The organism is Thermosipho sp. 1070 (genome assembly GCF_001682135.1).
GTDB lineage: Bacteria > Thermotogota > Thermotogae > Thermotogales > Fervidobacteriaceae > Thermosipho > Thermosipho affectus.
On record NZ_CP007121.1, the window covers coordinates 840,038 to 863,495 of the forward strand.

Annotated in this window: 22 protein-coding genes; 4 read left to right on the plus strand and 18 right to left on the minus strand. The window is 29.8% G+C overall.

Annotated features, from left to right (window positions below; translation table 11 throughout):
* The 12 genes from Y592_RS04185 to Y592_RS04240 all read right to left on the minus strand — a co-directional run bounded on the left by Y592_RS04185 (position 1) and on the right by Y592_RS04240 (position 13,161).
* Positions 1 to 1,110, minus strand: coding sequence for a capsular polysaccharide biosynthesis protein CapF (locus Y592_RS04185; protein WP_088368889.1), 1,110 nt, complete (start codon positions 1,108 to 1,110; stop codon positions 1 to 3).
* 1 nt (position 1,111) lies between these two features.
* On the minus strand, positions 1,112 to 2,131 hold the full coding sequence (locus Y592_RS04190; RefSeq protein ID WP_088368890.1) for a polysaccharide biosynthesis protein: 1,020 nt from the start codon (positions 2,129 to 2,131) through the stop codon (positions 1,112 to 1,114).
* Positions 2,124 to 3,347 carry a glycosyltransferase family 4 protein gene (locus tag Y592_RS04195; protein ID WP_088368891.1) on the minus strand — a complete coding sequence of 408 codons (1,224 nt, stop codon included), beginning with the start codon at positions 3,345 to 3,347 and terminating at the stop codon, positions 2,124 to 2,126. Before Y592_RS04195 ends, Y592_RS04190 begins: the two co-directional genes overlap by 8 nt.
* A complete protein-coding gene (locus tag Y592_RS04200) occupies positions 3,344 to 4,594 on the minus strand; it encodes an exopolysaccharide biosynthesis polyprenyl glycosylphosphotransferase (RefSeq protein WP_237254792.1) in 1,251 nt (416 codons plus the stop codon). Before Y592_RS04200 ends, Y592_RS04195 begins: the two co-directional genes overlap by 4 nt.
* 178 nt (positions 4,595 to 4,772) lie before the next feature.
* Positions 4,773 to 5,567, minus strand: a complete 795-nt coding sequence (cmr6, locus tag Y592_RS04205; RefSeq protein WP_157648499.1) for a type III-B CRISPR module RAMP protein Cmr6 — start codon at positions 5,565 to 5,567, stop codon at positions 4,773 to 4,775.
* Complete coding sequence (gene cmr5 / locus Y592_RS04210; RefSeq protein ID WP_088368893.1) at positions 5,557 to 6,009, minus strand: type III-B CRISPR module-associated protein Cmr5; 453 nt, start codon at positions 6,007 to 6,009, stop codon at positions 5,557 to 5,559. Before cmr5 ends, cmr6 begins: the two co-directional genes overlap by 11 nt.
* Entirely contained in the window at positions 6,006 to 6,956 is a 951-nt protein-coding gene (cmr4, locus tag Y592_RS04215; protein ID WP_075665770.1) for a type III-B CRISPR module RAMP protein Cmr4, read from the minus strand. Before cmr4 ends, cmr5 begins: the two co-directional genes overlap by 4 nt.
* A 2-nt stretch (positions 6,957 to 6,958) precedes the next feature.
* Positions 6,959 to 8,071: a putative CRISPR-associated protein gene (locus Y592_RS04220; RefSeq protein ID WP_075665771.1), complete on the minus strand. Its 1,113-nt coding sequence runs from the start codon at positions 8,069 to 8,071 to the stop codon at positions 6,959 to 6,961.
* Between the two features lie 19 nt (positions 8,072 to 8,090).
* Positions 8,091 to 9,125: a type III-B CRISPR module-associated protein Cmr3 gene (gene cmr3, locus Y592_RS04225; protein ID WP_075665772.1), complete on the minus strand. Its 1,035-nt coding sequence runs from the start codon at positions 9,123 to 9,125 to the stop codon at positions 8,091 to 8,093.
* Positions 9,115 to 10,815, minus strand: coding sequence for a type III-B CRISPR-associated protein Cas10/Cmr2 (gene cas10 / locus Y592_RS04230; protein ID WP_075665773.1), 1,701 nt, complete (start codon positions 10,813 to 10,815; stop codon positions 9,115 to 9,117). The genes cmr3 and cas10 overlap by 11 nt, the downstream gene beginning before the upstream one ends.
* Positions 10,812 to 11,687 (minus strand): type III-B CRISPR module RAMP protein Cmr1, encoded by an 876-nt coding sequence (gene cmr1 / locus Y592_RS04235; RefSeq protein WP_075665774.1) that lies wholly within the window; start codon positions 11,685 to 11,687, stop codon positions 10,812 to 10,814. Before cmr1 ends, cas10 begins: the two co-directional genes overlap by 4 nt.
* 325 nt (positions 11,688 to 12,012) lie before the next feature.
* Positions 12,013 to 13,161, minus strand: a complete 1,149-nt coding sequence (locus Y592_RS04240; protein WP_075665775.1) for an ATPase — start codon at positions 13,159 to 13,161, stop codon at positions 12,013 to 12,015.
* A gap of 695 nt (positions 13,162 to 13,856) precedes the next feature.
* Here Y592_RS04240 and Y592_RS04245 point away from each other — a divergent pair.
* Positions 13,857 to 14,051: a hypothetical protein gene (locus Y592_RS04245; RefSeq protein WP_075665776.1), complete on the plus strand. Its 195-nt coding sequence runs from the start codon at positions 13,857 to 13,859 to the stop codon at positions 14,049 to 14,051.
* Between the two features lie 24 nt (positions 14,052 to 14,075).
* A complete protein-coding gene (locus tag Y592_RS04250; RefSeq protein ID WP_075665777.1) occupies positions 14,076 to 14,501 on the plus strand; it encodes a hypothetical protein in 426 nt (141 codons plus the stop codon).
* Positions 14,502 to 14,664: 163 nt separating this feature from the next.
* Here the strand turns inward: Y592_RS04250 and Y592_RS04255 are convergent, their stop codons facing one another.
* The 6 genes from Y592_RS04255 to Y592_RS04280 all read right to left on the minus strand — a co-directional run bounded on the left by Y592_RS04255 (position 14,665) and on the right by Y592_RS04280 (position 22,830).
* On the minus strand, positions 14,665 to 16,203 hold the full coding sequence (locus Y592_RS04255; RefSeq protein ID WP_088368894.1) for an ATP-binding protein: 1,539 nt from the start codon (positions 16,201 to 16,203) through the stop codon (positions 14,665 to 14,667).
* A gap of 61 nt (positions 16,204 to 16,264) precedes the next feature.
* Positions 16,265 to 17,626, minus strand: a complete 1,362-nt coding sequence (locus Y592_RS04260; RefSeq protein WP_088368895.1) for an ATP-binding protein — start codon at positions 17,624 to 17,626, stop codon at positions 16,265 to 16,267.
* 309 nt (positions 17,627 to 17,935) lie between these two features.
* On the minus strand, positions 17,936 to 18,637 hold the full coding sequence (locus tag Y592_RS04265; protein WP_075665780.1) for a DUF3226 domain-containing protein: 702 nt from the start codon (positions 18,635 to 18,637) through the stop codon (positions 17,936 to 17,938).
* 2 nt (positions 18,638 to 18,639) lie between these two features.
* Positions 18,640 to 19,755 (minus strand): AAA family ATPase, encoded by a 1,116-nt coding sequence (locus tag Y592_RS04270; RefSeq protein WP_075665781.1) that lies wholly within the window; start codon positions 19,753 to 19,755, stop codon positions 18,640 to 18,642.
* A gap of 308 nt (positions 19,756 to 20,063) precedes the next feature.
* Positions 20,064 to 21,599 (minus strand): ATP-binding protein, encoded by a 1,536-nt coding sequence (locus tag Y592_RS04275; protein ID WP_088368896.1) that lies wholly within the window; start codon positions 21,597 to 21,599, stop codon positions 20,064 to 20,066.
* A gap of 37 nt (positions 21,600 to 21,636) precedes the next feature.
* A complete protein-coding gene (locus Y592_RS04280) occupies positions 21,637 to 22,830 on the minus strand; it encodes a M48 family metallopeptidase (protein ID WP_088368897.1) in 1,194 nt (397 codons plus the stop codon).
* 104 nt (positions 22,831 to 22,934) lie between these two features.
* On the opposite strand from Y592_RS04280, the gene Y592_RS04285 reads away from it, so the two are divergent.
* Both Y592_RS04285 and Y592_RS04290 read left to right on the plus strand, forming a co-directional pair.
* Entirely contained in the window at positions 22,935 to 23,168 is a 234-nt protein-coding gene (locus Y592_RS04285) for a DUF5320 domain-containing protein (protein WP_075665784.1), read from the plus strand.
* A 4-nt stretch (positions 23,169 to 23,172) separates the two neighbouring features.
* On the plus strand, positions 23,173 to 23,403 hold the full coding sequence (locus tag Y592_RS04290; protein WP_075665785.1) for a DUF5320 family protein: 231 nt from the start codon (positions 23,173 to 23,175) through the stop codon (positions 23,401 to 23,403).
* Positions 23,404 to 23,458: the final 55 nt, after the last annotated feature.

A 23,458-nucleotide genomic window follows, 5' to 3' on the forward strand; every position in this document is an offset into this window, starting at 1 on the left:
TTAAACCTCCAAATAATATGTATCCGGTTTTTCGGGATCAAACAGTTCATTTGCCCATATTATGGTTACTAAGTCTGTACTCCCAATATTTTCTATATTATGCGTATAGCCAGGTGGAATATCTATAACTTCCAATTTGTCACCACTCACATAATATTTTATAACTTTGTCGGAATTTATTTTTCTTAATCTTATAACTCCCTTACCACTCACTACCAAAAATTTTTCATTTTTAGTATGATGCCAGTGATTACCTTTAACTACACCGGGCTTAATAATATTTACAGAAATTTGGCCTCTGTCAATTGTTCTAATAAATTCTGTAAAAGAACCTCTGTGATCAATGTTCATTTTTAGTTCATAACTAAACTTATTTTCAGGTAAGAAGCTTAAATATGTACTATATAATTTTTTAGTAAATTCATCTGACATATCAGGAATATTTTTTTCTTCCCTGCTTTTTTTAAATGAATATAATAAATCTACTATTTCACCAAGTTTCTTCGTATATTTCACAGGTACTTCGCAAAATTTACCACGTTTAGTTTCTCTACTTTCCAAAGCATTTATAAACTCATTAACCACATCATCTATATAAACTAAAGTCAAAACAACATTTGGATCATTAACCTTTATAGGTAAATCTCTAGAAATATTATAACAAAAAGTAGCTATCGCACTGTTGTAATTTGGTCTTGACCATTTTCCAAACACATTTGGTAATCTGTATATGAGAACCTTTGCTCCGGTTTCTGCACTATAATTGAATAGCAAATCTTCCCCTGCTTTTTTACTTTTTCCATACGGATTATCTCTTTCCGCTTGTATGGAAGATGTCATTAGAATTGGAGACTTGTTATTATATTTTTTCAACAAATTTAATAATTCAGATATAAAACCAAAATTACCTTCCATAAATTCTTTTTCATTTTTCGGCCTATTTACCCCGGCCAAATGGTACACAAAATTACATTCCCTAGCGTATTTTTCCAACAGGTCTTTGCCTGTGTCTTTATCATATTCAAAAATTTCCTCGTAACCCCTATTTTTTAACTCAACAACTAAGTTTTTCCCTATAAACCCTTTTGCACCAGTTACGAGAATTTTCATGCTATTTCACTCCAAACTCTTTCAAATCTTCTTGAATTTCTCTTAAATTTAATAGCATTTCCGTCAATTCTTCTTCATTTAGTCTATAGGTATTATGGGAGTTATATTCTTGTGTTTGTGTTATTACTTCGTCACCATTTTCAAAGTATTTATCATAGTTCAAGTCTCTTGTATCAGCGGGTATTCTAAAATATCTACCTAAATCAATTGCTCTTACCATTTCTTCTCTTGTAACTAATGTTTCATATAATTTTTCTCCGTGTCTTGTCCCAATTACTTTTATTTCATGTTCAGGTCTATTCAACATTTTCCTTATAGTATCAGCTAATAACCCTATTGTTGCAGCTGGTGCTTTTTGAACAAATATATCTCCACTCTTACCTTTTTCAAAAGCATATAATACTAAATCTACTGCTTCATCTAAACTCATCATAAATCTTGTCATGTTCGGATCAGTAACAGTTATTGGATTATTGTTTCTAATTTGGTTAATAAATAATGGAATGACAGAACCACGTGAAGCCATAACATTTCCATAACGTGTTACACAAATAGTAGTTCCATTATTTATCCTTGATTTTGCAATAGCAATTTTTTCCATTAATGCTTTGGTCATTCCCATTGCATTTATAGGATAAACTGCTTTATCTGTACTTAAACAAATAACTTTTTTTACCCCAGAATTTATTGCAGCATTCAAAACATTCTCTGTTCCCAAAATATTAGTTCGTACTGCTTCTATGGGATAGAATTCGCAAGAAGGGACTTGTTTCAACGCTGCTGCGTGAAATATATAATCTACACCTTTAAATGCATCTATTAATGATTCATAATTTCTCACATCGCCTATATAAAATTTTAATTTTGGATTTTTATAATATCTTCGCATATCATCTTGCTTTTTCTCATCCCTTGAAAGTATTCTTATTTCTTTGATATCAGTGTTTAAAAATCTTCTTATTACAGCATTTCCAAATGATCCAGTCCCACCTGTTATTAGTAATATTTTATTTTTAAACATTATCGCACCCCTTTATATTTTTATCTTCTAATACATTATTCAAAATACATTCTAATCTTTTAAAATAAATATCTTTACTAAAATATTTTTTATAAAACTTCTTTGCATTCTCAGAATATAATTTTCTTAGCTTTTCATCATTATACAACTTTAAAATATTATTTGCTAACGTTTTGTAATCTTCCGCAGGCCCACATAATCCACAATTTGCTTTTTCTATAATCTCTTTGGTTTCTCCCTCAATTGCTCCAACAATTGGTTTTCCTGCAGCCATATAAGATTGGACTTTCCCGGGTAATGTGTAAGAAATTATTTCATTTTTTTTCAATGTTACCAAACATGCATCAGCCATTTCATAAAACTTTTTCATTTCATTAACTTTGTGAAAGCCATGAAATATAACATTTTGTAATCCTAAATCTTTAGATAATTTTTCTGCTTTTTCTCTCTCTGAACCATCTCCTACTATATGAAAAACTATATCATTATACCTTTTTAAAATCTCAGCAGCTTTTATTATAGTATCTATACTTTGCATTTTACCAATATTTCCCGCAAACAACAAATTGAATTTATCATTAATTTTCTTACTACTATCATTAACATTTTCATAAATACTTTCGGCATACATAGGTAAATATATTAGATTAGAATAAATACCATGGTATTCGTTAAAATATTTTTTAAACGAATAAGAGCTCATTAATATATAATCTGCCCGTCTATATATCCAGTTGCTTACTTTCGATAATATCTTATATATAACATTGTCCGGTTTCAAATTAACTGTTTCCAAGCTCGCGGGCCATAAATCGAAACAGTAAATTATAAACGGTTTTTTTGCCAGTTGTTTGAGCAACACACCTGCTATTACTTGAGTAATGGGAGATGTTTGGTGTCCTATGATAATATCAAAATCCTTTTTCACAAACAATGCCCTTAAATAAGAACTAATAGCAAAACTTATATAATTCAAAGAAAGCCTAAATAAACTTTTACCTCTACTTATCAATGGAACTCTTAGAATTTTTACTCCATTTATAATTTGCTTTCTGTTCTTGAAAAATCTGTAATCTTTTAATATTTTTCCTTGAGGATAATTAGGTAAGCCAGTAAGAACCGTTATGCTATGCCCCCTTTTTGATAACTCAAAAAAAACATCATTGATTCTAAATTGCTCTGGATAAAAATGCTGAGTAACTAATAATATATTCACTTCGCTCCCCTCATTCCCAAAATCGTTTCTAAGGTTTGAAGTAATATTTTTAAATCAAGGAATATATTTCTGTTTTTTATGTAATATAAATCATATTCAGTTTTTATTTTGTAATCTTCAAGCGTTGTTGTGTGTTTGTAATTTATTTGAGCCCAACCAGTTATTCCTGGTTTTAGATTGAGTCTGTAATTATAAAATGGAATTTGTTTATTCATTCTTCTGTGAAATTCTATCATTTCTGGCCGTGGACCAACTACACTCATATCGCCTTTTAATACATTTAAAAATTGTGGAACTTCATCAAGCCTGACTTTCCGTATGATTTTTCCAATTTTTAAAGGTCTTTGTTCTATTGCCTTATTTGGATTTTCAGGGTCAACAGCTCCTTCTTTTAAAGAGCGAATTTTTATAAGAGTAAAATATCTCCCCTTTTCTCCAACCCTCAATTGTTTAAATATAACTGGCCTTCCATCTTCTATAAGTATGGCAATTGCCGTTATAAGCATAAATGGGGAAAATATAATTAACCCGAGTATTGATCCAAATATATCGAGTATTCTTTTTGCAGGTGATTCTTTTGTATTTTGAAAAGCTATTTCATAATAATCTTTGAACTTTATTGCAACTTCTATTGGAATTCTTTTTAGTATTTTTTCAACAAGATTTGGAAGATATTCTATTTCGTATTTTTCCTTTAGCTCGTTTAACTGATTTTTTACGTATTTTTCTAGTTCCTGGTCAGCAACTAATACAGCATCATATTGTGCAATTTTACTTTTAAGCACTGCTGGAGATGGATTTAAAAACTCAGAAAAAATAACTTTTCCTTGTGTTTTTTTCTCAATCTCCTGTAGAATATCTTTTAATTCATCTTTTCTCCCTATTACAAGGTATCTTTTCCGAGAAGTATTTTTTATTAATATTAGATATTCTATTTTATGCAATATCGGAATAGTTAAAAGCAAGATTATAAGGTTATAGATGAAAAACCAGCGGTTTAATATTTTATCCATTAATGGATAAAATATTAATATTCCAATAAATCCTATTACTATCCCTGCAAAAACCCTTATCAATTGTTCGTTGTAATCTTTTAGATAATCATAATCATAAACCCTAAAAGCATATATTCCCATCCATATTATAACAGAAAGGAAAACAGAAGAAAACACAGAAGAAGTTAAAAAGTAGTTAAAAACCATTATTAAGAAAAGGTCTATTAAAATTATTATTCTTGAAAAATTCACCTCAATTCCTCCAAATCATACAATATATGCAATCCAATTATATCACAATAAAAACGCGTTTTCCATATAAAAAAATGGATGTTTATATAAATTTTAAAACAATTTTAAAAAAATAAGTTTCTAAAATTAACACACATTTCTATTTAATATACGATTTTTATCATCAAAAATGGACATTTTATTTAAAATACCCATATCCCACAGAAGTTTTTGCACCCACACCATGGTTTTCCAACGCCTTTTTAAATAATTTTAAAAGGCTATTTCCCATAATCTTATAATTTTCCATATTTTTTTTAGAACCTATTATAAATTTAAATTTAGTATTTTCTACTGTATAGAAAAATATAGGCTTAGGATTTAAATTATCACACGGTGCACTTTTTCCCTCGTAATATTCTTTGTAATGAACATTTATAACATCACGTTTTATATTTATCCTATCAATTGGAAATGCATCGAAAAATAGTACTTCACCCTTATTCTCTTTATCTCCAAAAATTTTACAAAATTCTTTATCTTTCAACGCTTCATCTTCTGATGAAAAAAAGTTTAAAATAACATAATTTCTCAACATACCTTTTAGCGCCTGACCAGGTATGTATGGCAATCCATATATATGATGCAAAGTCATAGACGTTTCACACACAGATGGTTCACCTAATCCAACTATCATTCTCCACTGAATTTCCTTTTCAAATGATTTTAAATCCAAAGAAAGCTCTTCTATTTTACCATAATAATCCTTTTTTAATTTCTTTATAAGCTTGCTAAACACTGTAAAATCAAAATTATTTATTATTTTCTTATCAAATTTCTTTTCTTTTGAATGTTTTTTTAATATGATGAACTTATTCATTAACAAATTAAAATTATCAATCTTTTCATTATTTAATTTAAAAATTTTTAAAGTATCTATAGGTAAAACAAATTCTCCTTCCTCTTTGTTATTATTTTTTTTATTATTCTTCATTATTTCCATCACCTCTATTTTTATCTTCCTCATCCTCTATAAGTCCTTCTGCAAACCTTCTAAGCCAATTAAAAAAAGCCAAAACTTCATAGGAAAGGGCCATGTATTCAGAAGACTCCAACATTGTAACGGTCTTAACTAATCCATCAAAATTTTCTATTTTACTTGCGTCTTTTAATATCCTTTTTTCATCTCTTTTTAGCCAATTTAAAATATTTTCTCCAATTATGTCATATGCCTTACTTTTCGCCTTTTTAGAAAGTATAAAGGCAAATGTTAGTCCCAATCCGTTTGTTTTTATAAGCATGGGAATCTTTTTTACATAGGATTTATACTCTCCTTTTTTATTGCCAAGAACATTTATGGCATTTTCAACACATTTAAATGCAAATTGGGCCCTTCCATGCTCAAGTGTTTTTAAACTTTTTTTCTCATTACTCATTGTTTATCACCTTCAGTTTTCCATACTTTTAATTCAGAGATTCCCTTTCCAATAGTTGCATTTCCACCTATTTGTATTATCTTTGGTAGGTTTTTTTCAAAAAAATTCATCACAAATTTTTCTTCTGAAAACTTTTCATTTTTCATTAATTCTTTTAAAATTTTTTCCTTTTTATCCTTTTTCAAAAAAATCGGACTTGCCATGCAAAGAAAATACATTACAGTTTCAGAAGGCAAATATTCTTCTGTAAATAGCGCACTACCCTCTACTGTACCCGTTTCAGGGTTAATCTTTATCCTTGTTATAACCTCTGTTGAAAGATTTACAAAATCCCCAAAAACATCATCTGGAAGGATAACAAGTTTGTCTTTTATTTCTTCTATATTGAGTAATTTTGAAAGCCATTCTGCAAATTCTTTTGTATCTTCACTAAATTCAACTTCAAAGGCGTATTCTTCAAGAATTACTTTTTCTGAAATACATAGCTTTTCACGATTTGAAACTGTTAATTCTTTTAATTTCTTTTCTTCATCGAAAAAGTATTCTTTAATACCGCCTAATGTTTTTGATATTTCCAAATCCTTTTTAAACCTTTCCAAAACCTTTGGAGATGTAATATATGCATATACTCCCTTTACCGATTTTACGGGAAATAGTAAAATTCTTGCATCTGTAAATGCAATAGAGCTTGCATGTACATCTCCACTTTCTGGACCAAAAACCAAGGATATAATATCATCTACTCCATATTTTTCTAATTTATTTTCTTTTTCCAAATCCTCAAAGGATTCTCTAATACACCCCTTTATAGATGATGATTCAATTTTAGGGAATTTTGTATGTCTTTCACGCTGGATAGGCAAATCAACTATTCCCAAATCTTGTCCACTTCCCGCATGAAGTGGTGTAACAACTTTTAAAAACACAGGTTTTGCAATTTTGTACATCTTTATTCCTCCTTTTTGATTCTTCTTAATTTTGACAAATTTTTATAACTTTCTTTGAATTCATTCGTAAATTTCTCACTATTTAAATACTTTTCGTATTTATCGTGATCTTCAAACACTTTATATATGTATATTTCATCCCCATCTTTAAAATAAAAAATGCGATTCTGGTTATTTCCGTCATCATACACCAAATGTCCTGACTTATCTTGTGTCTTTGAATTATAATTTTCAAAAAACTTACTTTTTAATATGCGCATTATTTCTTTTTTGTTTTTTATATCTTTATAAATTTCATCTGTAGCATAAAAATATACAAATTGACCCTTATACCTATTAAACAATATCCTACCTATTGGACTTAAAAAGGCAATATCATCAACTATTTCCACTAAACCACTTTTTTCCAATTTTTCGCAGGCTCTATAATTTTCAACCTTTAATTTTTGATAACTTTCTATACCATTTTCAAGTTTTATTATTAATTCTTCATATTTTTCAAAAAGATTATAGTCAATCTTCAAAGGAATTTGAGGAATTCTTATTAATTTATTAGACTCTTCGTGAATATAGTATATTTCACACTCGTTAACAACGGCCATAATGGTTAAATATGGTATTATTCCCTTATATCCCCCCGTTATATTAAAAATTAAATTCTCATAATAACCTCCTGCGATATTTTCAATCTTTCCTATTAAATTATTAAGTCCTTCTACAAAATTTTCATTTACATTAAGTGATTTAACCAAGTGAATTTTAATTTCAATATCACTATTTTCAACATACTCTTCAAATATAGTTTTTATAATTTCTGCAGATAAATATGATAAAATCGTATCTGTTGTTAACAAATAAACTTTTTTATTTTCATCTTTATACTTTTTTGATATTTCTAAGATACTTTCAATTTCTGCAGAAGCTTTTTCAAAATTTTCGTCGTCTTTCAAATACTCTAAAACTCCATCTTTTATCTTTCTTATTTTTCTCTCATAATATTCCCAATCAGAATAGCTCTTATCTCTTAATTCATCATAATAATTATATAATCCTTCTTCTTCCTCTAATACATTGGTAATAATAGATGTCCCCACCATTGAAATTACCTTTTTCATATCGTTCCCCCTTTCTAGCTTAAATCTTAGCTAAATACGATATTCCAAACCCCTGTTTTTGATAAATTTCTGAAATTGCCTTTTTATGAAATTTCCTGATTAAATCTTTAACATCACCTTTTAACAACTCAAAATAATACACACTTCCTGCAGGAACAGCTTTATACAATGGTTTGGCCCTTCTTTTTTTCATATCAAAGCCGCCCACTATTAAAGGTCTTCCAACAACTGCAGCTAATAATTTTAAATGAATATTTTCACTCTTATATTCAAAGTTTTCTTCACTTATAAAAGAAGGAATCCATCCTTTTTTAAATATTGCAGGAGTAGTTAAAACAACCTTAAAAAATCTATCAATTTTTACATCAAATCTTTCCAAATTGTTTTCAACTACTTTATATTCAGCTGCTTTTGATTCACCACCAAGCTTTAAAAGCCCTTTTTTTGGGATAGATAACCCTTCAAATTCAACCACAATACTTACATCATTCAACCTTTTCATATCTATCCTATACAGTGCACTCTCAGCACTAACATGGGTTTCTTTTGAGCGGGCAATACCTATCTTTGGTTCATCCATTATACCAAGTTCACTATAATAAATTTCTTTTTTTCCATTTATATAATCTTTAAAGTACTCATCAGATAAATATAGATTTTTTTTATTTTCTACCTTACCTTTTGCAACCAAAATTTTTGACAAATTTGGATAATTTGAAAAAAACATATTATTTACATCTTGCAAATCTAAAACTATCGCTTTTTTATCATTTGAATCTTTTGAAACAACACAATCCAAAGGCATTGGAAAAAGTAAATAATGCTTATTTTTTAAAATTATGTTTGTTATTTTCAAATTTTTGGTTGGGTCATCTTCTTTATTTGCGTACTCAAAGGTATCCATATTATTTGCAAAATATAGTGTTCTTAAGGCACCGTATATTACAGAAGGATACGGAGGAAAAATTCCCTCTCCCCATGTATCCTCACCTTTAAAAAAAGTCTTTGAATTTCTAAAAAAAAGTGTATCTAAAGGTGTTATTTCAATTATCATTTAATTCACCTACCTCTTTTGAAAGAAAATTTATAATGTTTAGAGTAGATATAAAGTTTTGTAAAGAATAAGATTCTACAAACAAATCTAATAATTTATCACTTAACTCTTCAATTTCATTTGATTTTAAAGATACTCCATTGGGATTTGAAGCTCTCTTTAACAATCTTTTACATTCTGATTTGATGAATTTCTCGTTTACATCGTATTTAAACCTCCTGAGTTCATCAGCTAATGCTTTTGTAAAAGTGCTTGAAAATTTTTTATCAATTATACTTTTGACAATATTTTTTATGATATCAACTGTGCTTTTATCATTTAAATACCATTTGTACTTAATTTTGTGTATTTCACCAGAACGTTTTAATACTGCTATGGCAAAGGCATCTTTTTTATCTTTTTTATCTTCTTTTGCTTCCTTTTCCATTTTTCTTGCCCACTTTATTACCTCAGAAAGTGGCATTTTATAATGTGCAATAGCAACTCCCATAGAAGCAGAAGATTTATTTCTGTTTTTTACATTTTTAATTTCTTCAAATTTTGGAAAAAAATCCCTTAGATTTTTCATAACAAAAAGAAGATGATCAATGTTTACAAAAGAAAGCACATCATCTCCTCCAGCATAAACTAACTCGCCTTTTCCTTCAATTATTTCTTTTGTCTTGTCTGTATATTCTCCCAGCTTTTTTGAAAGTTCCAAATGAAAATCTCTAAGATGTGATTTATCAGACAAAAACTCTCCTGATAACCACTTCCCCATTGAATCTCCATCAAGCATAACAATAGCATAATACTTTGATGGAACACCGTATTTCTTATAAAGGTTATTTAGGTATTTTTTGGCTTTTTCTAAATTTTCGTCGTCTTTATAATGATCATATTTTATTAAATGCTCTTTTCTTAAATTCTCATCAAAAAAAAGTTCTTCGTCAAAATTTTTGAAAAAATCTTTGTATTCTTTTATTTCAACTTGTGTTAATTTTTCTACCCAACTCAAAGAAGCTATTTTGGCAGTTGAAGAAAATGAAGAGCTTTTGGTTTTATAAAACCTCTTAATAAAACATATACCACATAAACTTTCTCCTTGATTTAATCTAAATTCATTTATTTCCTGTGCCTGAAAACTTATATTTCTTGGCTTTTTATCACTTTTTCTGTAAAATAAAGCTTCTCTTTGACCACACACAGAACATTTTCTATAACTTTCAACGCAATCTAAAGAGTTTTGTCTAAATCTTTTAATATTCTTTATTGATCCTAAATAACCCTCTATCTTTCCATACAATTCAGAATAATCACTTTCCTCATACGGTAAAATAACCCAATATATCTCAAGAAAATTTTCTATCTGCTCAAAAAAAATCTCAGAAATATCAAAATTTGCATATTTTTTCACTATATCAAAAGAAAGTTTTTTTAATTGATCCTTTACCTTATTCTCTATATCCATTCCTATCCCCTTTGGATCATCACTTTCGATAATAGCTATAAACCTATTGGGTTTTGATTTTATTTCCTTGTGTGGGAATATTATTTTACAAGTTTTAACTTTTTCTTCTAAAGCATATATTGCATATTCTATTAAATCTGAAAGAATTTTACTTCCTGCCCACAAATCATGGGTTTTCCTAGCTTGTGCTATAAAAGATTGAACAGGTCCTATCGTAAAAAGAAAAAGATATTTTTTCATCCTAACACCTCTCTTATAAATTCTTCGCTTCTATCTATACCTTCAACATCTTCAGACAATTCTAGCTGAGTAACAACAGGTATAAACTTATTATCTTTTTCCACAACACTAACGTACACAGGGGATGCAAGTCTTTTTCCGTTTTTTGCATACCCTGTAAAATCTGAATTGTGATTATGAGAAGCTGTACTGATCTTTCTCAAAAGCTCATCATAATTATCATACTCTTTTCCAAATTCGATAAATCTTATATATGGATATTTATCTTTATCTTTTTTCTTATAAAAATTTGTTTTTATTCCTGCGCCTTTATCGTTTTTTTCTACCTCAAACTGTCCATTTTGATTTATCTTTTTCATCAAATTTACTATTTTTTCTAAATCAATATACTCATTGTAATTAAAATCTTCACCATCAAGTTTGACTATTTTAAAACTTCCAAATCCTCGTCTTGTTCTTCTACCAACTCCCCCCAAAATTGATATTAAAATAAACAAGTCTTTTATAGTTGTTACTAATTCTTCGTCTTTCTTCCAAAATTTCATTTCAACATTAAAACTAGTTTCATAAGGAATGAATGCTTTACGTTTAAACGTTTTTTTATGAGGTAGAACATATTCATATTTTGTTTTTCCATTAACACCTACAATCTTTATAGAAAATTTACTTTTCCCATCATCTTTTCCTACTCCACCAAATATATTTGCCTCTTTTTTTCTTAGAGTATCAATAGATAAATGCCCATTTAGAGTTCTCCACCAAAAGCGCATTATTCCTTTAAAAGATGGCGGGCGAACTTCTGGGTCTTTAGTTGCACCATAACAAATCATAGGTGTTATAACTATACATTTAAAACTTAGATTTTTATACATAAAACAATTACCCCTTTCAAAATTTGTCTATTTTAATAAAACAATGTCAACACAATTGATAATTTGTTGTTTTTATGTATAATAATTGCTTAATAATTATAACAATTATTTAAAACAATCGCAACAATTTGCTAAAAACAACATGGACTTAAAAAGTAGTTTTCCTAGAATTACTGGAGTTTATTGAAATTCAATTTCAATTTTCTCTATCTTTCTTGTTGTTATTTCAAGTAAACAAGGCGGGGCGTTGGGATGGCAATATTATTTTCGACACCGTCGACAACTTCGTCAGGGCTTGACAGTGTTCGACAAAGGACAAAGGGCTTTACAAATTGAGAAATTTGTATTTTCCCGAAAATTTTAGTTTTATTCCTTTTGTAATTATTATTTTTCGTTCTATGAATGTGTTTAATATGGAATATGCGGTTGTTCGTTTTATATTGTTTTGCTGTAAAATTGTTAAGAATTCGTCCCTGCTTCCCGTGAGGTCTTTGAGTAATTCAAAAGCTTTCTTTTGGAGTGGTGTAAGTTTTAATTCGGTTAGGTATTCGTTTGTAATTTTCTTTATTGTAAGTATTGTATCTTCTTTTTTGAGAATATCTTTTTCTATGTTCTCAAAAATGACTTTGGAAAGCATCCATAAAGCGTCTCTGGGATTTCCATCGGCAAATTCGATTATTGGATCAAGGGATTCTGATGGGATGATATCTATAAATTTGTGAATTCTTCTTAAAAGGAGTTCTTTTATGTCGCTATCTGTCAATTCTTCAAGGAGTATTATGTCCTTGAAGATATTTTCCAAATTTCCAGATTCGTTCCATCTTAGTCGATCAAATTTGTATTCTCTGTATATAGAATAAGGTAATGTCATTATTGTGATTATGTTTTCAAATAGAAGCTCATTTTTTAGGGCATCAACTATTTGAAGGGTATCACTTTTACTTTCTTTATCTAACTCGTCTATAATAAGTGCAAATTTTCCTTTTACAGAGACTATTTTCCTAAGTAGCTCTCCAAGTTTTTCTTTTGCAGCAAAAAAGTTAAACCTTGGCGTTTTGCTTTTTTGAAGATTGGTATTAGCAGATCCGTATAAGCTTATGCCAAGAGAAAATACTTTTACCGTAGAAACTTCCTCAATCACCCATTCTTTTGTTTCTTTTGCAAACTTTGAAAGTTTTTTGTCTTTTTCCAAGCCTTTGGATAAATTATAGAGAAGATCATACAGTATACTTTCTACAGATTCTCTAAAGGTTAGTGTAATGCGTTGTGAAAAAACGTTTTCACATTTTATGAAATTGAGTACCGTTGTTTTTCCTATGCCAGTTTCTCCAGATATTCCAAAGATGCCAAAGGGATGATATTTTATAATATTATTCAAGTATTTAATTTCTTTGCTTCTGTCAACCAATAAACTTTTTTCTTTTAATTCAAGTGGTTTGTCTACTATGTATTTTATAACTTCTGAAAGGCCCACAACAACACCCCCCCGTTGGTGCTTTAAACAAATTATATCATATTCGACACAGTCGACAAGTTCGTCAGGGCTTGACAGCATTCGACAGGTTGGAGAAATTGGAAAATGTTGGAGTTTTTTGTCATTCTGAGCGATATGCGCGAAGAATCTTGGATGATTTTCCGAATGTATAAAATCCTTCCTCACTTCGTTCCTCAGGATGACATCCTCCCAAATTTCGCTAGGGTGATAAGAAAAAATTTTGAAACACTCCCAGAGTATTTTATTATATTTCTGTATCTATTTTGTGCTTTTGGATTAATCTCTTACTATTTTTGAAACAGGCCCACACTTTAAAACAAAAAGAATTTTATAAATAATAATATTTGATAAACAAAAATGTGACATATTAATTGCTTTTTTCTATTGTTATGATATTGCATAAATTGTATAATATAACTTGAAGTTTAATTAAAATCTGCAAATATCTCTTATTATCAAATATTTATATTAAAAGGGGGGAGAAACTATGAAAAAACTTATAGTATTATTTTTTGTATTTGTATTTTTATTATTAGTTACTCATGGATTCTCACAACAAAATGTGATTAAAAAAAGGTTCAACTATTATTTACGGCTCAGAAGATCAAAAACTTACCCCAGGCAATGGAGGCGGAGGAATAGGAAGTTCGTTTATTTGGATAGGTGTTTATTTAGTGCAAAGATTTGTTGAACACACATACAGTGAAGTTGAGTCAAAGGTATTTAATTACGTTAAAGAATTTTTAGCTTATAGCTGGAATAAAGCTTTTGAAAAGGCTAAAATGTTTTTTAAAAGATACTATGAATTTTTAAGACAAAGCTATCCAGATGCGAAAATAGATGCTGATTACAGTTTGAAAGAAAAATAATTTATATCATCTAAGGGGGGTAATATGATCAAAGCAAATACGTTTCTTAGTCTTAAGATATTAATTCTTATTCTTGTTTTTGTAGCTATTTTTGGATTTTTTTCATCTAAAGTCTTTGAGCTTTATTTTTCTATTCTTGGTATAATACTTATTTTAAATTTTTCACTAAACACAAACAAACTACTCAGTAATAGTATATTATTTCTCTCAATGCTTATATGGTTACCCATTGGTTTAAAGGTAAATTTTGATTTATTTGGCTTGGCAGCGCCATTTTTGTTCTCCAGCTTAACCTTGACATTAAGAGAAAAAAAGGAAAAAATCATATGGGGAATTTTTGCTATAGTTTTATTTTTTGAAATGGTTGCGTTAGATATACAAGTTTCAACAGCTTTCCTTTATATATTCATAGGCATAATTGTTCCTATGGTAAGAGAAAATTGTAAATAAAGACTTCTAAAAAAGAAATGAGATTCTTTTTTTGTCATTCTGAGGAGCAGAATCTAAGATCCTTCGTCACTGCGTTCCTCAGGATGAGAAAGGGACAAGATTCCTCGCGTACACTCGGAATGACAAGAAAACTCCAACCTCTCCAACCTTGCCAACCTCTCCATCATACTCTTTCCCATTCAAAGTATGCTATATTCCTTTCTTCCTTGTCAAATTCTACTCCTATTATGTATATCTCTTTGCACTTTCCTTTATACTTTTCATGATATCTTTTTTCTTTTAGCTGTTTTAATGCCTCTTTTTTTTCTTTCCCTTCTATTACTTTAAATTCAAATATATAACATTTTTCTTCAAACCTTACAGTTAAATCTATCCTTTCTTTATTTGTTACATCCTCTGCTTTTACCTCTATCCCAAGCGCTGCAAAGTATGCATAGAACACGCTTGCATAAAATCCTTCGTATTTCTCTATATCATTTTTCCTGTACCAATCATTCGGTATCGATGCAAAAAATGCATGAAATATTTCTTTCATCTTTTCTATTTCTGACTTTATTAATGCTTCTGAAAGTTCTATCTCACTTTCTGCCTTTTTTTCCGGTTTTTTTGTTATGTAGTTTAGTATGTGATCCATAAATGATGTCCTTACTTCTATATTTGGATATGTAAGATAATATGTCCTTTTCCCAAATATATCTTTGTATCCTTTTATTGTTAAATATCCCGCTTGAAACAAAAGCGTTGTTATGTTCATGGTTTCTACATCAAAGCTTTCTATTATCTCTTCACCCGCCCTAAGATTCTCTATTTCCGGTAGATAGTATCTTTCTTTCATTAATAGCTTTATCAAAAATGTTGGCGTTCCCGTTTCAAACCAATATGGCCTGTATATCTTTTTATCCAAAAATAATAATACATCAAATGGATTGTATACCTTTTCTCCTAAAAAATTGTACCCATTGTACCACTTTTTCATCTCTTCTTTGTCTATTCCTTTCAACAACTCTTTGAATTCTTCTTCTAATTCTTTTTGCGTTATCCCACATATGCTCGCATATTTTGGATCAAGTGTTATATCGTTTAAATTGTTCAAACCAGAAAATATCGATACTTTCGAAAATTTGGTTACTCCTGTTATAAATACAAATTTTATATATTCATCTGCATCTTTTATCACCGAATAAAAGTTCTTAAGGCTTTCTCTCATCTCTTTTGCTATCTCTTTCTCTTCTATGTTGTCTAATATCGGCTTGTCATATTCGTCTACTAATATCACTACTTTTTCTTTCTCTTTTTTGTATACCTTTTCTATTAGTTCTATAAATCTATTCTTTATACTTTTCTCCTCTAGTTTTATATCGTATCCTTCTGCGTGTTTCCTTAATATCATATCCTGTGTTTCTCTTAGTTCTTCCTCTGTTTTATGTACCCCTGCTCCAAAGGATATATAGATAACAGGATATTTTTTACTCCAATCCCAATTGTTCTCAAGGTATAACCCTTTAAATAGTTCTTTTTTCCCAAAAAATGCTTGCCTTAGTGTATCTAAAAATAAGCTTTTTCCAAATCTTCTTGGACGCGATAGAAAAAAATATTTCCCATCTTCTACCAGTTTTTTTATATATCCTGTTTTATCTACATATGCGTATTTTTCTTCTCTTACTACTACAAAACTTTGTATCCCTATCGGTAATCTTTTCATATCTTCCACCGCCTATTTTTTTACATATATATTCTAACACTTAATAGCAGTACTAGCGAGGTTAAAGAGTATCAATGGAGATTATTTTATTTAAATCTATACATTTTACTTCATCATTTTCTTCTAAATCTTTAAAACCATTTTTTGAAAACAAATAATAAATGATTTTTGTCGGTTCATATTTAAGGTCTTTTAAAAGAAATGGGATTTTTTTTCGAAGATTATTCAACACTTTTCCATCTACTTTTTTATTTGTCCATTTGCATTCACCGACGTATAGAATATTGTCTTTAATGCCAACAATATCTATTTCATTACCAGCATCCCACCATCTTCCTACTTTTTCAACACCGATGTGTCTTTTTAAATATTGTTTTGATATCTTTTCAAACGTGAAAGAGGCGTATTGAGAAATGGTGAGTTTTATTTTTTCAAGGAGCCTACTTCCAAGACCTCTGTATATCATTTCTTGATAGGGATAAATATAACGGAAGAAAAATCTGAGATATTCATCATTTATGTAATAGAATGCCTTTTTTCTGGGTTTTTTTAAAGAGAATGGTTGTTCTTTTTTTACAAGCTCAAGTTCAAGGAGCCTTGCAAGATACGTACCTATATTTTTATACTCCACACCACTTTCATTTGCTATTTCATTTGGGGTAGTTTTTCCATTTGCTATAGCAGTTAAAATGGAAAAGTAATTTGATGGATCCTTTTTGAATTCTTCAAGAGTTAGGAATTTTCCTTCCTCAACAAGGAATTCTCCAGGAGTTAAAAGCTTTTCCTTTAGTGCATCCCAAAAATTTGTATATTCGGAAAATTCCAATAAATAAAGTGGGATACCGTCTGTAACTCCGTATGCAAGAACATTATCTTCTTTCTTTTTGAACTTAAAAAATTTCATAGAATCCCCAAAATCCATTGGGAGTATTTTGTATTGCCCCGTTCTGCGACCGTATATCGGGCTATTATGAGAAAGAGCTATTTTTTCTATCATACCACTGTATGATCCACACAAAATGAAATTCACACGCTTTTTTGAAAATTCTTTGTCCCACCATCTTTGAAATACAGATAGGAAAGTTTCATCTCTATAAGGGATGTATTGAAATTCGTCAATAACAATAGAAGTTACTTTTCGCAAGTCAATTGCCATGTTCAAAAAAGAAAAAAATTCTTCCCAGGAATTAATCCTGAGAGTTTCTGGAAGGTTTATGAGTTCTTTTATTTCATTTAGGAATCTGTTCATTAACATGGTACTTCCGGAAAGGTCTGCAGTGAAAAAAAGGCCGTTTCTTACTACATGTTCAAGAAGAAAGGTTTTTCCCACCCTTCTTCTACCATAAATTACTATCAATTCAGCATTTTTACTGGAAAGTTTTCTTTCAAGAAACTTTCTTTCTTTTACTCTGTTTATGAACATATTACCACCTCAAATAAATTATACCATAATTTACTAAAGATATATTTACTAAAGTTATCTTTAGAAAATATACAAGTTGATAAAAGTTGGAGAAGGTTAGAACCCTCTTTTTGCCATTCTGAGCGCGTATGCGCGAAGATTTTTGAAATAACTGACGGTGTGGAAATAAGATCCTTCGCTTACGCTCAGGATGACATCCCATTCGCACTGCGTGCTCAGGATGACGTCCCTTTTTACTGTCATTCCAAGCCCGATGTTCAAGTTGGTATGGAAGAGCTTTGAAATGGAAAAATGGAAAAATTGAAGATTTCACTCCAGAATTTTAGAATATAGTTTATTAAAAGTTTCTATTTTTAGCCAATCAATTGTTTTAATTTTCTCAGTTATTTTGTTTAGGCTCCATTCAGGAGACAATATAGAAAGAATACATCCAAGTTTTGCTTTGTCTTTTATCCTTTCTTTTTTACTCAAGTATCTATTTATACTGATATCATCAATAGTGTTTTCGATTTTTTCTATTATGTAAGTATGATTGTTTCTTAAAGAGTCTATAACAAATCTTTCTATTGCGCCAGGGTTGTCTGGTGGAATAACAAGAACAAGTACTTCAACAAAGATTTCATCAAACAGCTGATTTGGAATTGATATTTTTTGCCATGCATTGATATTTTTGATACCATTGCCGATGAGTTTGATTAGTATTTCATCGGTATCTTCGTCCCTATCAAGTAATATAATAATTTTTTGGATCAGTTCTTTGTCATATCTGGTTTGTGAGATGTATTCTTTTGCTTTTGTAAAGAAGGGTTTTATTCTTGATTTCCCTCCAACAGAAACAATAGCTATATTTTCATTAGTGTTTCTGGATAAGTTTGTTTGGAATTGATTGTTCTCAAGCTCTACATTGAAAAATGTCCTTTTACTTTGAACTTTGAAGTTTCCTCTCTTTTCAAGATAAAAGCCTATTAATTCTTTGTCTGTATTTCCTTCACATATGATAAGTCTGTTCATTATTATCTCAACTCCAGATGAAATTCTTGAATGTTTCTTAGGGCTTCAAGACCTGTTAATTTTAGCAATCTTAATTTTCTATCGTGTTCTTTAAGGGTAAATACTCTTATATCATATTTTAATTCATTTTCTGAGAGGTTTTCCAAGAAGATTTCAAGAAATTCTTGGTTATGTGAAGTTATGAATAGTTGATTATTGTATTCTTTGCTATATTTAAGTAAGGATTTGGCCAAAATGGGTATTGATTCTGGATGGAAATTGGTGTCCAGTTCTTCTATTAGGTGAACGGCCTCTCTATGCAGAACAATATTGCCAATAAGATAATATAGTTTTCTAAAACCATCCCCAAAAACCGAAAGAGGAATTTTTCTATCTTTTGTATATACGTATATTTTAGATGAGCCGTCTGGAAGAGGTATATTGTCTATACTCTTTATGTTTGGAAACACATCTCTTAATTTTATAGTAAATTCTTCAAGTTTTTCGGCTCTTTTGAGTGCACCATACAATACTGTTTCTTTTATAGGATCTCTATGATTTAATAAGTCATGGTAAATTGCCATTTTAAGTGGTTTAATATTTTCAAAGTAGGTTGGTAATGTAATGTCAAAACTACTTTCAGTATTATTTAATGTTATTTTGATTTTCCCAAAATAAGTTCTGTTAATATTATTTTTTTCTGCTATTATCATAGGTTTATTTTCGAATAACCTAAGAGGCCCACTTTGACCTCCGAAAAAAGGAGATAAAAAAGTTGAATAGTTAAACTCAAAAACTGTTTCGTTTTTTTCTTTATTGTAGTTTTCTGATTCTATAAAAATTAACAATTTTTTTGGATTGGAATGATAGTTATTGAATAGATTCAAAATAGCTTCACCATAATCATAGGGTCCCATAAAATTTCCATTTTGCCTGTTCAGAAAAATTCCATTGAAAAAGGCTCCTATGTTTAAACCACATGAATGAAGAAAAATGGCTTCAAGAATTGTGGTTTTTCCTAAATTATTACTGCCAAAGAAGACATTTATAGTTGAAAGATCATCTATTAACATGTGTTTGAACTTTCTAAAGTTCTTTATTTCTATTTTTTTATAATTTTTTTCAAAAATAAAAATCACCACCTTTTTGAATAGCAACATAATTTAAAGAACAATTAAATTGTATCACATATTGTGTGGTTATATTTTAACATATGGTAAGATTCTTCGCCCGCTCGCTCTTTTCGGATGACATTCCTCTTCCTGTCATTCTGAGTGCGTACGCACGAAGAATCTTGAAATGAGTGACGGTGTGGAAATAAGATCCTTCGTCACTTCGTTCCTCAGGATGACAAAAAAGGAAAAGCGCTTGGAATGACAAACACACCCCAACACTCTCCAATCTCCCCAACCTCTCTAACCTCTCCAACCCTCGCTAAAACTCTCTATCAAACTCTTTCCCATTCAAAATATGCTATATTCCTTTCTCTCTTGTCAAATTCTACTCCTATTATGTATATCTCTTTGCACTTTCCTTTATACTTTTCATGATATCTTTTTTCTTTTAGCTGCTCTAGTGCTCCCTTTTTCTCTTTCCCTTCTATTACTTTAAATTCAAATATATAACATTTTTCTTCAAACCTTACAGTTAAATCTATCCTTTCTTTATTTGTTACATCCTCTGCTTTTACCTCTATCCCTAGCGCTGCAAAGTATGCATAAAACACACTTGCATAAAATCCTTCGTATTTCTCTATATCATTTTTCCTGTACCAGTCACTTGGTATCGATGCAAAAAATGCGTGAAATATCTCTTTCATCTTTCCTATCTCTGCTTTCTTTATCGCTTTTATTAGTCCTATCATGTTTCTATCTTTTGACCTTAAATCTGTACAGTAATTTAATATGTGTCTGTTAATTGCACTTTTTACTTCAAGGTTGGGATATGTTAGTGTGTATATGTTCATCCCTATTTCTCTTTCAACACTCTTTATTGTTAGATATCCCGTTTGAAATAATAATACTTCTGGTTGGATGTTTTCTATTTCAAAGCTTTCAAGTATTTCTTCTCCTACTTGTAGGTTTTCTATTTCTGGTAGGTAGTATCTTTCTTTCATTAATAGCTTTATCAAAAATGTTGGCGTTCCCGTTTCAAACCAATATGGCCTGTATATCTTTTTATCCAAAAATAATAATACATCAAATGGATTGTATACCTTTTCCCCTAAAAAATTGTACCCATTGTACCACTTTTTCATCTCTTCTTTGTCTACCCCTTCTAATAACTCTTTAAATCCTTCTTCTAATTCTTTTTGCGTTATACCACATATGCTCACATACCTTGGATCAAGTGTTATATCGTTTAAATTGTTCAACCCAGAAAATATCGATGCTTTCGAAAATTTGGTTACCCCTGTTATAAATACAAATTTTATATATTCATCTGCATCTTTTATCACCGAATAAAAGTTCTTAAGGCTTTCTCTCATCTCTTTTGCTATCTCTTTCTCTTCTATGTTGTCTAATATCGGCTTGTCATATTCGTCTACTAATATCACTACTTTTTCTTTCTCTTTTTTGTATACCTTTTCTATTAGTTCTATAAATCTATTCTTTATACTTTTCTCCTCTAGTTTTATATCGTATCCTTCTGCGTGTTTCCTTAATATCATATCCTGTGTTTCTCTTAGTTCTTCCTCTGTTTTATGTACCCCTGCTCCAAAGGATATATAGATAACAGGATATTTTTTACTCCAATCCCAATTGTTCTCAAGGTATAACCCTTTAAATAGTTCCTTTTTTCCAAGAAATGCTTGCCTTAGTGTATCTAAAAATAAGCTTTTTCCAAATCTTCTTGGACGCGATAGAAAAAAATATTTCCCATCTTCTACCAGTTTTTTTATATATCCTGTTTTATCTACATATGCGTATTTTTCTTCTCTTACTACTACAAAACTTTGTATCCCTATCGGTAATCTTTTCATATCTTTCACCGCCTATTTGACCATAGGGAATTAACCTTTATAAATATCTATTTGCACAATACTTTATCCTTTCATCAACAGAAGGGTGGTTATAATACCAAACTTTGTACAAAGGCCAAGGATTTAAATTTATCAAATTTTCCTTCATAAGTCTTTTTAACGCAGATGTTAAATATTTTGATGTTTTTAACTTTTCAACGGAATACTCATCTGCCTCAAATTCGAATTTTCTTTGTATTTTATTTATAAATGGCATTACAAAAAACATTAAATGAGAAACAAATATAAAAGCATAGATAAAAGCTGTATACGGTTTATCAACGTAATTTAGCACATAAGTATAAACTACATTTGTTATATAAAAAATAAAAGTGTAAAATACAGAAGAAATGACCAGAAGTTTTGGAATGTGTCTTTTTTCGTAATGTCCAAGTTCATGTGCAACTATCGCAAGAATTTCCTCTTTTGGATATTCGAGAAGTGTATCGAAAAGTACTAATCTTTTCGATTTTCCAATACCCGTTAAAAATGCATTTTGCTTTTTTGTTCTTTTTGATGCATCCATTACATATACATCTTTTATCTTAGTTGAAAGTTTTCTAATCTTATCTTTCAATTCTTTATCTTCTAAAGGAGTTAACTTGTTAAAAAGGGGAATAATTACAAGAGGGTATAAAAACAAAACAAAGGATTGAAATGCAATAAAAACCAAAGAAACTTTCCACCACCAATTGTTATCTACACTTATTACGTAAATAATTAAATATATAAGAGGAACAAAAAAGATAACAGTTATCAATGCGTTTTTTAGCACATCCAAAAAAAATGTTCTATAGGTCATGGTATTAAATCCGTATTTTTTCTCTACAACAAAATTCAAATAAAAATTAATGGGTATACCCACAATTAAGGTTATTAGCCAATATATTCCAAAAAACAACATCCCTTGTAATATAAGAAAATTAGACACACTAGAAACTAATTTTTCTAAATATGGAAAACCATATAAAATAAATACCAACAAAACAAACAAATTAACAATATCTGAAGCAATCTTCACCTTTGCCTTATCCACTAAATAACTCAAAGATTGCCTTATATGCTCCTGGGAAATTTTATCCTTTAAAACATCTGGTATATCTGTGTGTTTCTTAGAATACAAAACATTGGAAATTTCAAGTATTATCTCCCACAACACTTGTAAAATTACAACAAGCAAAATAAATTTCATTCAATCCCACCTCCGTACAAATTATATCATACAAATTATTGACAAATTTATACTAATGATATATAATCAATAATGAAAGAAGAACAACATTTGGAGGTGAAAGTATGAGAGGGTTTGGCAGAGGTTTTGGAAGAGGCTATGGTAGAGGATTTGGATATGGAAGAGGGTATGGTAGAGGTTTTGGATACGGCAGAGGGTATGGTTTTGGAAGAGGATGGGAAGATGAAGAAATGTACATACGTGATGAAAGAGAAATGCTTTTAGATTACAGAGACTATTTAAGAAGTGAATTAGAATACGTTGAAAAAAGATTGCAAGAACTAGATTCAGGGAGGTGAAAGCATGCCTGGTTTTGATGGAACGGGCCCATTTGGAACAGGACCAATTGGTTGGAGAAGGGGAAATTGCACCTTAAGAGCTACAGCGAATGGATATATGTATGGTTATGGAAGAGGTTTTGGATATGGAAGAGGATATGGCTTTGGACGTGGAAGAGGGTATGGTTTTAGCAGAAGAAGCTTTGGATGGAAAAATAATTTCGGATATAGAAGAGGTTTTAACAGAATTTGGTAAATCCCCACACTTAAGTGTGGGGATATGTTATAATAAAAATGAGAAAAAACATTAA

Excerpts from the sequence above, each read along its gene's own strand:
- Y592_RS04185 (WP_088368889.1), bottom strand. The coding sequence starts at position 1,110 with ATGAAAATTCTCGTAACTGGTGCAAAAGGGTTTATAGGGAAAAACTTA.
- Y592_RS04190 (WP_088368890.1), bottom strand. The coding sequence starts at position 2,131 with ATGTTTAAAAATAAAATATTACTAATAACAGGTGGGACTGGATCATTT.
- cmr6 (WP_157648499.1), bottom strand. The coding sequence starts at position 5,567 with ATGAAGAATAATAAAAAAAATAATAACAAAGAGGAAGGAGAATTTGTT.
- cmr5 (WP_088368893.1), bottom strand. The coding sequence starts at position 6,009 with ATGAGTAATGAGAAAAAAAGTTTAAAAACACTTGAGCATGGAAGGGCC.
- cmr4 (WP_075665770.1), bottom strand. The coding sequence starts at position 6,956 with ATGTACAAAATTGCAAAACCTGTGTTTTTAAAAGTTGTTACACCACTT.
- Y592_RS04220 (WP_075665771.1), bottom strand. The coding sequence starts at position 8,071 with ATGAAAAAGGTAATTTCAATGGTGGGGACATCTATTATTACCAATGTA.
- cmr3 (WP_075665772.1), bottom strand. The coding sequence starts at position 9,125 with ATGATAATTGAAATAACACCTTTAGATACACTTTTTTTTAGAAATTCA.
- cas10 (WP_075665773.1), bottom strand. The coding sequence starts at position 10,815 with ATGAAAAAATATCTTTTTCTTTTTACGATAGGACCTGTTCAATCTTTT.
- cmr1 (WP_075665774.1), bottom strand. The coding sequence starts at position 11,687 with ATGTATAAAAATCTAAGTTTTAAATGTATAGTTATAACACCTATGATT.
- Y592_RS04250 (WP_075665777.1), top strand. The coding sequence starts at position 14,076 with ATGATCAAAGCAAATACGTTTCTTAGTCTTAAGATATTAATTCTTATT.
- Y592_RS04255 (WP_088368894.1), bottom strand. The coding sequence starts at position 16,203 with ATGAAAAGATTACCGATAGGGATACAAAGTTTTGTAGTAGTAAGAGAA.
- Y592_RS04260 (WP_088368895.1), bottom strand. The coding sequence starts at position 17,626 with ATGTTCATAAACAGAGTAAAAGAAAGAAAGTTTCTTGAAAGAAAACTT.
- Y592_RS04265 (WP_075665780.1), bottom strand. The coding sequence starts at position 18,637 with ATGAACAGACTTATCATATGTGAAGGAAATACAGACAAAGAATTAATA.
- Y592_RS04275 (WP_088368896.1), bottom strand. The coding sequence starts at position 21,599 with ATGAAAAGATTACCGATAGGGATACAAAGTTTTGTAGTAGTAAGAGAA.
- Y592_RS04280 (WP_088368897.1), bottom strand. The coding sequence starts at position 22,830 with ATGAAATTTATTTTGCTTGTTGTAATTTTACAAGTGTTGTGGGAGATA.
- Y592_RS04285 (WP_075665784.1), top strand. The coding sequence starts at position 22,935 with ATGAGAGGGTTTGGCAGAGGTTTTGGAAGAGGCTATGGTAGAGGATTT.
- Y592_RS04290 (WP_075665785.1), top strand. The coding sequence starts at position 23,173 with ATGCCTGGTTTTGATGGAACGGGCCCATTTGGAACAGGACCAATTGGT.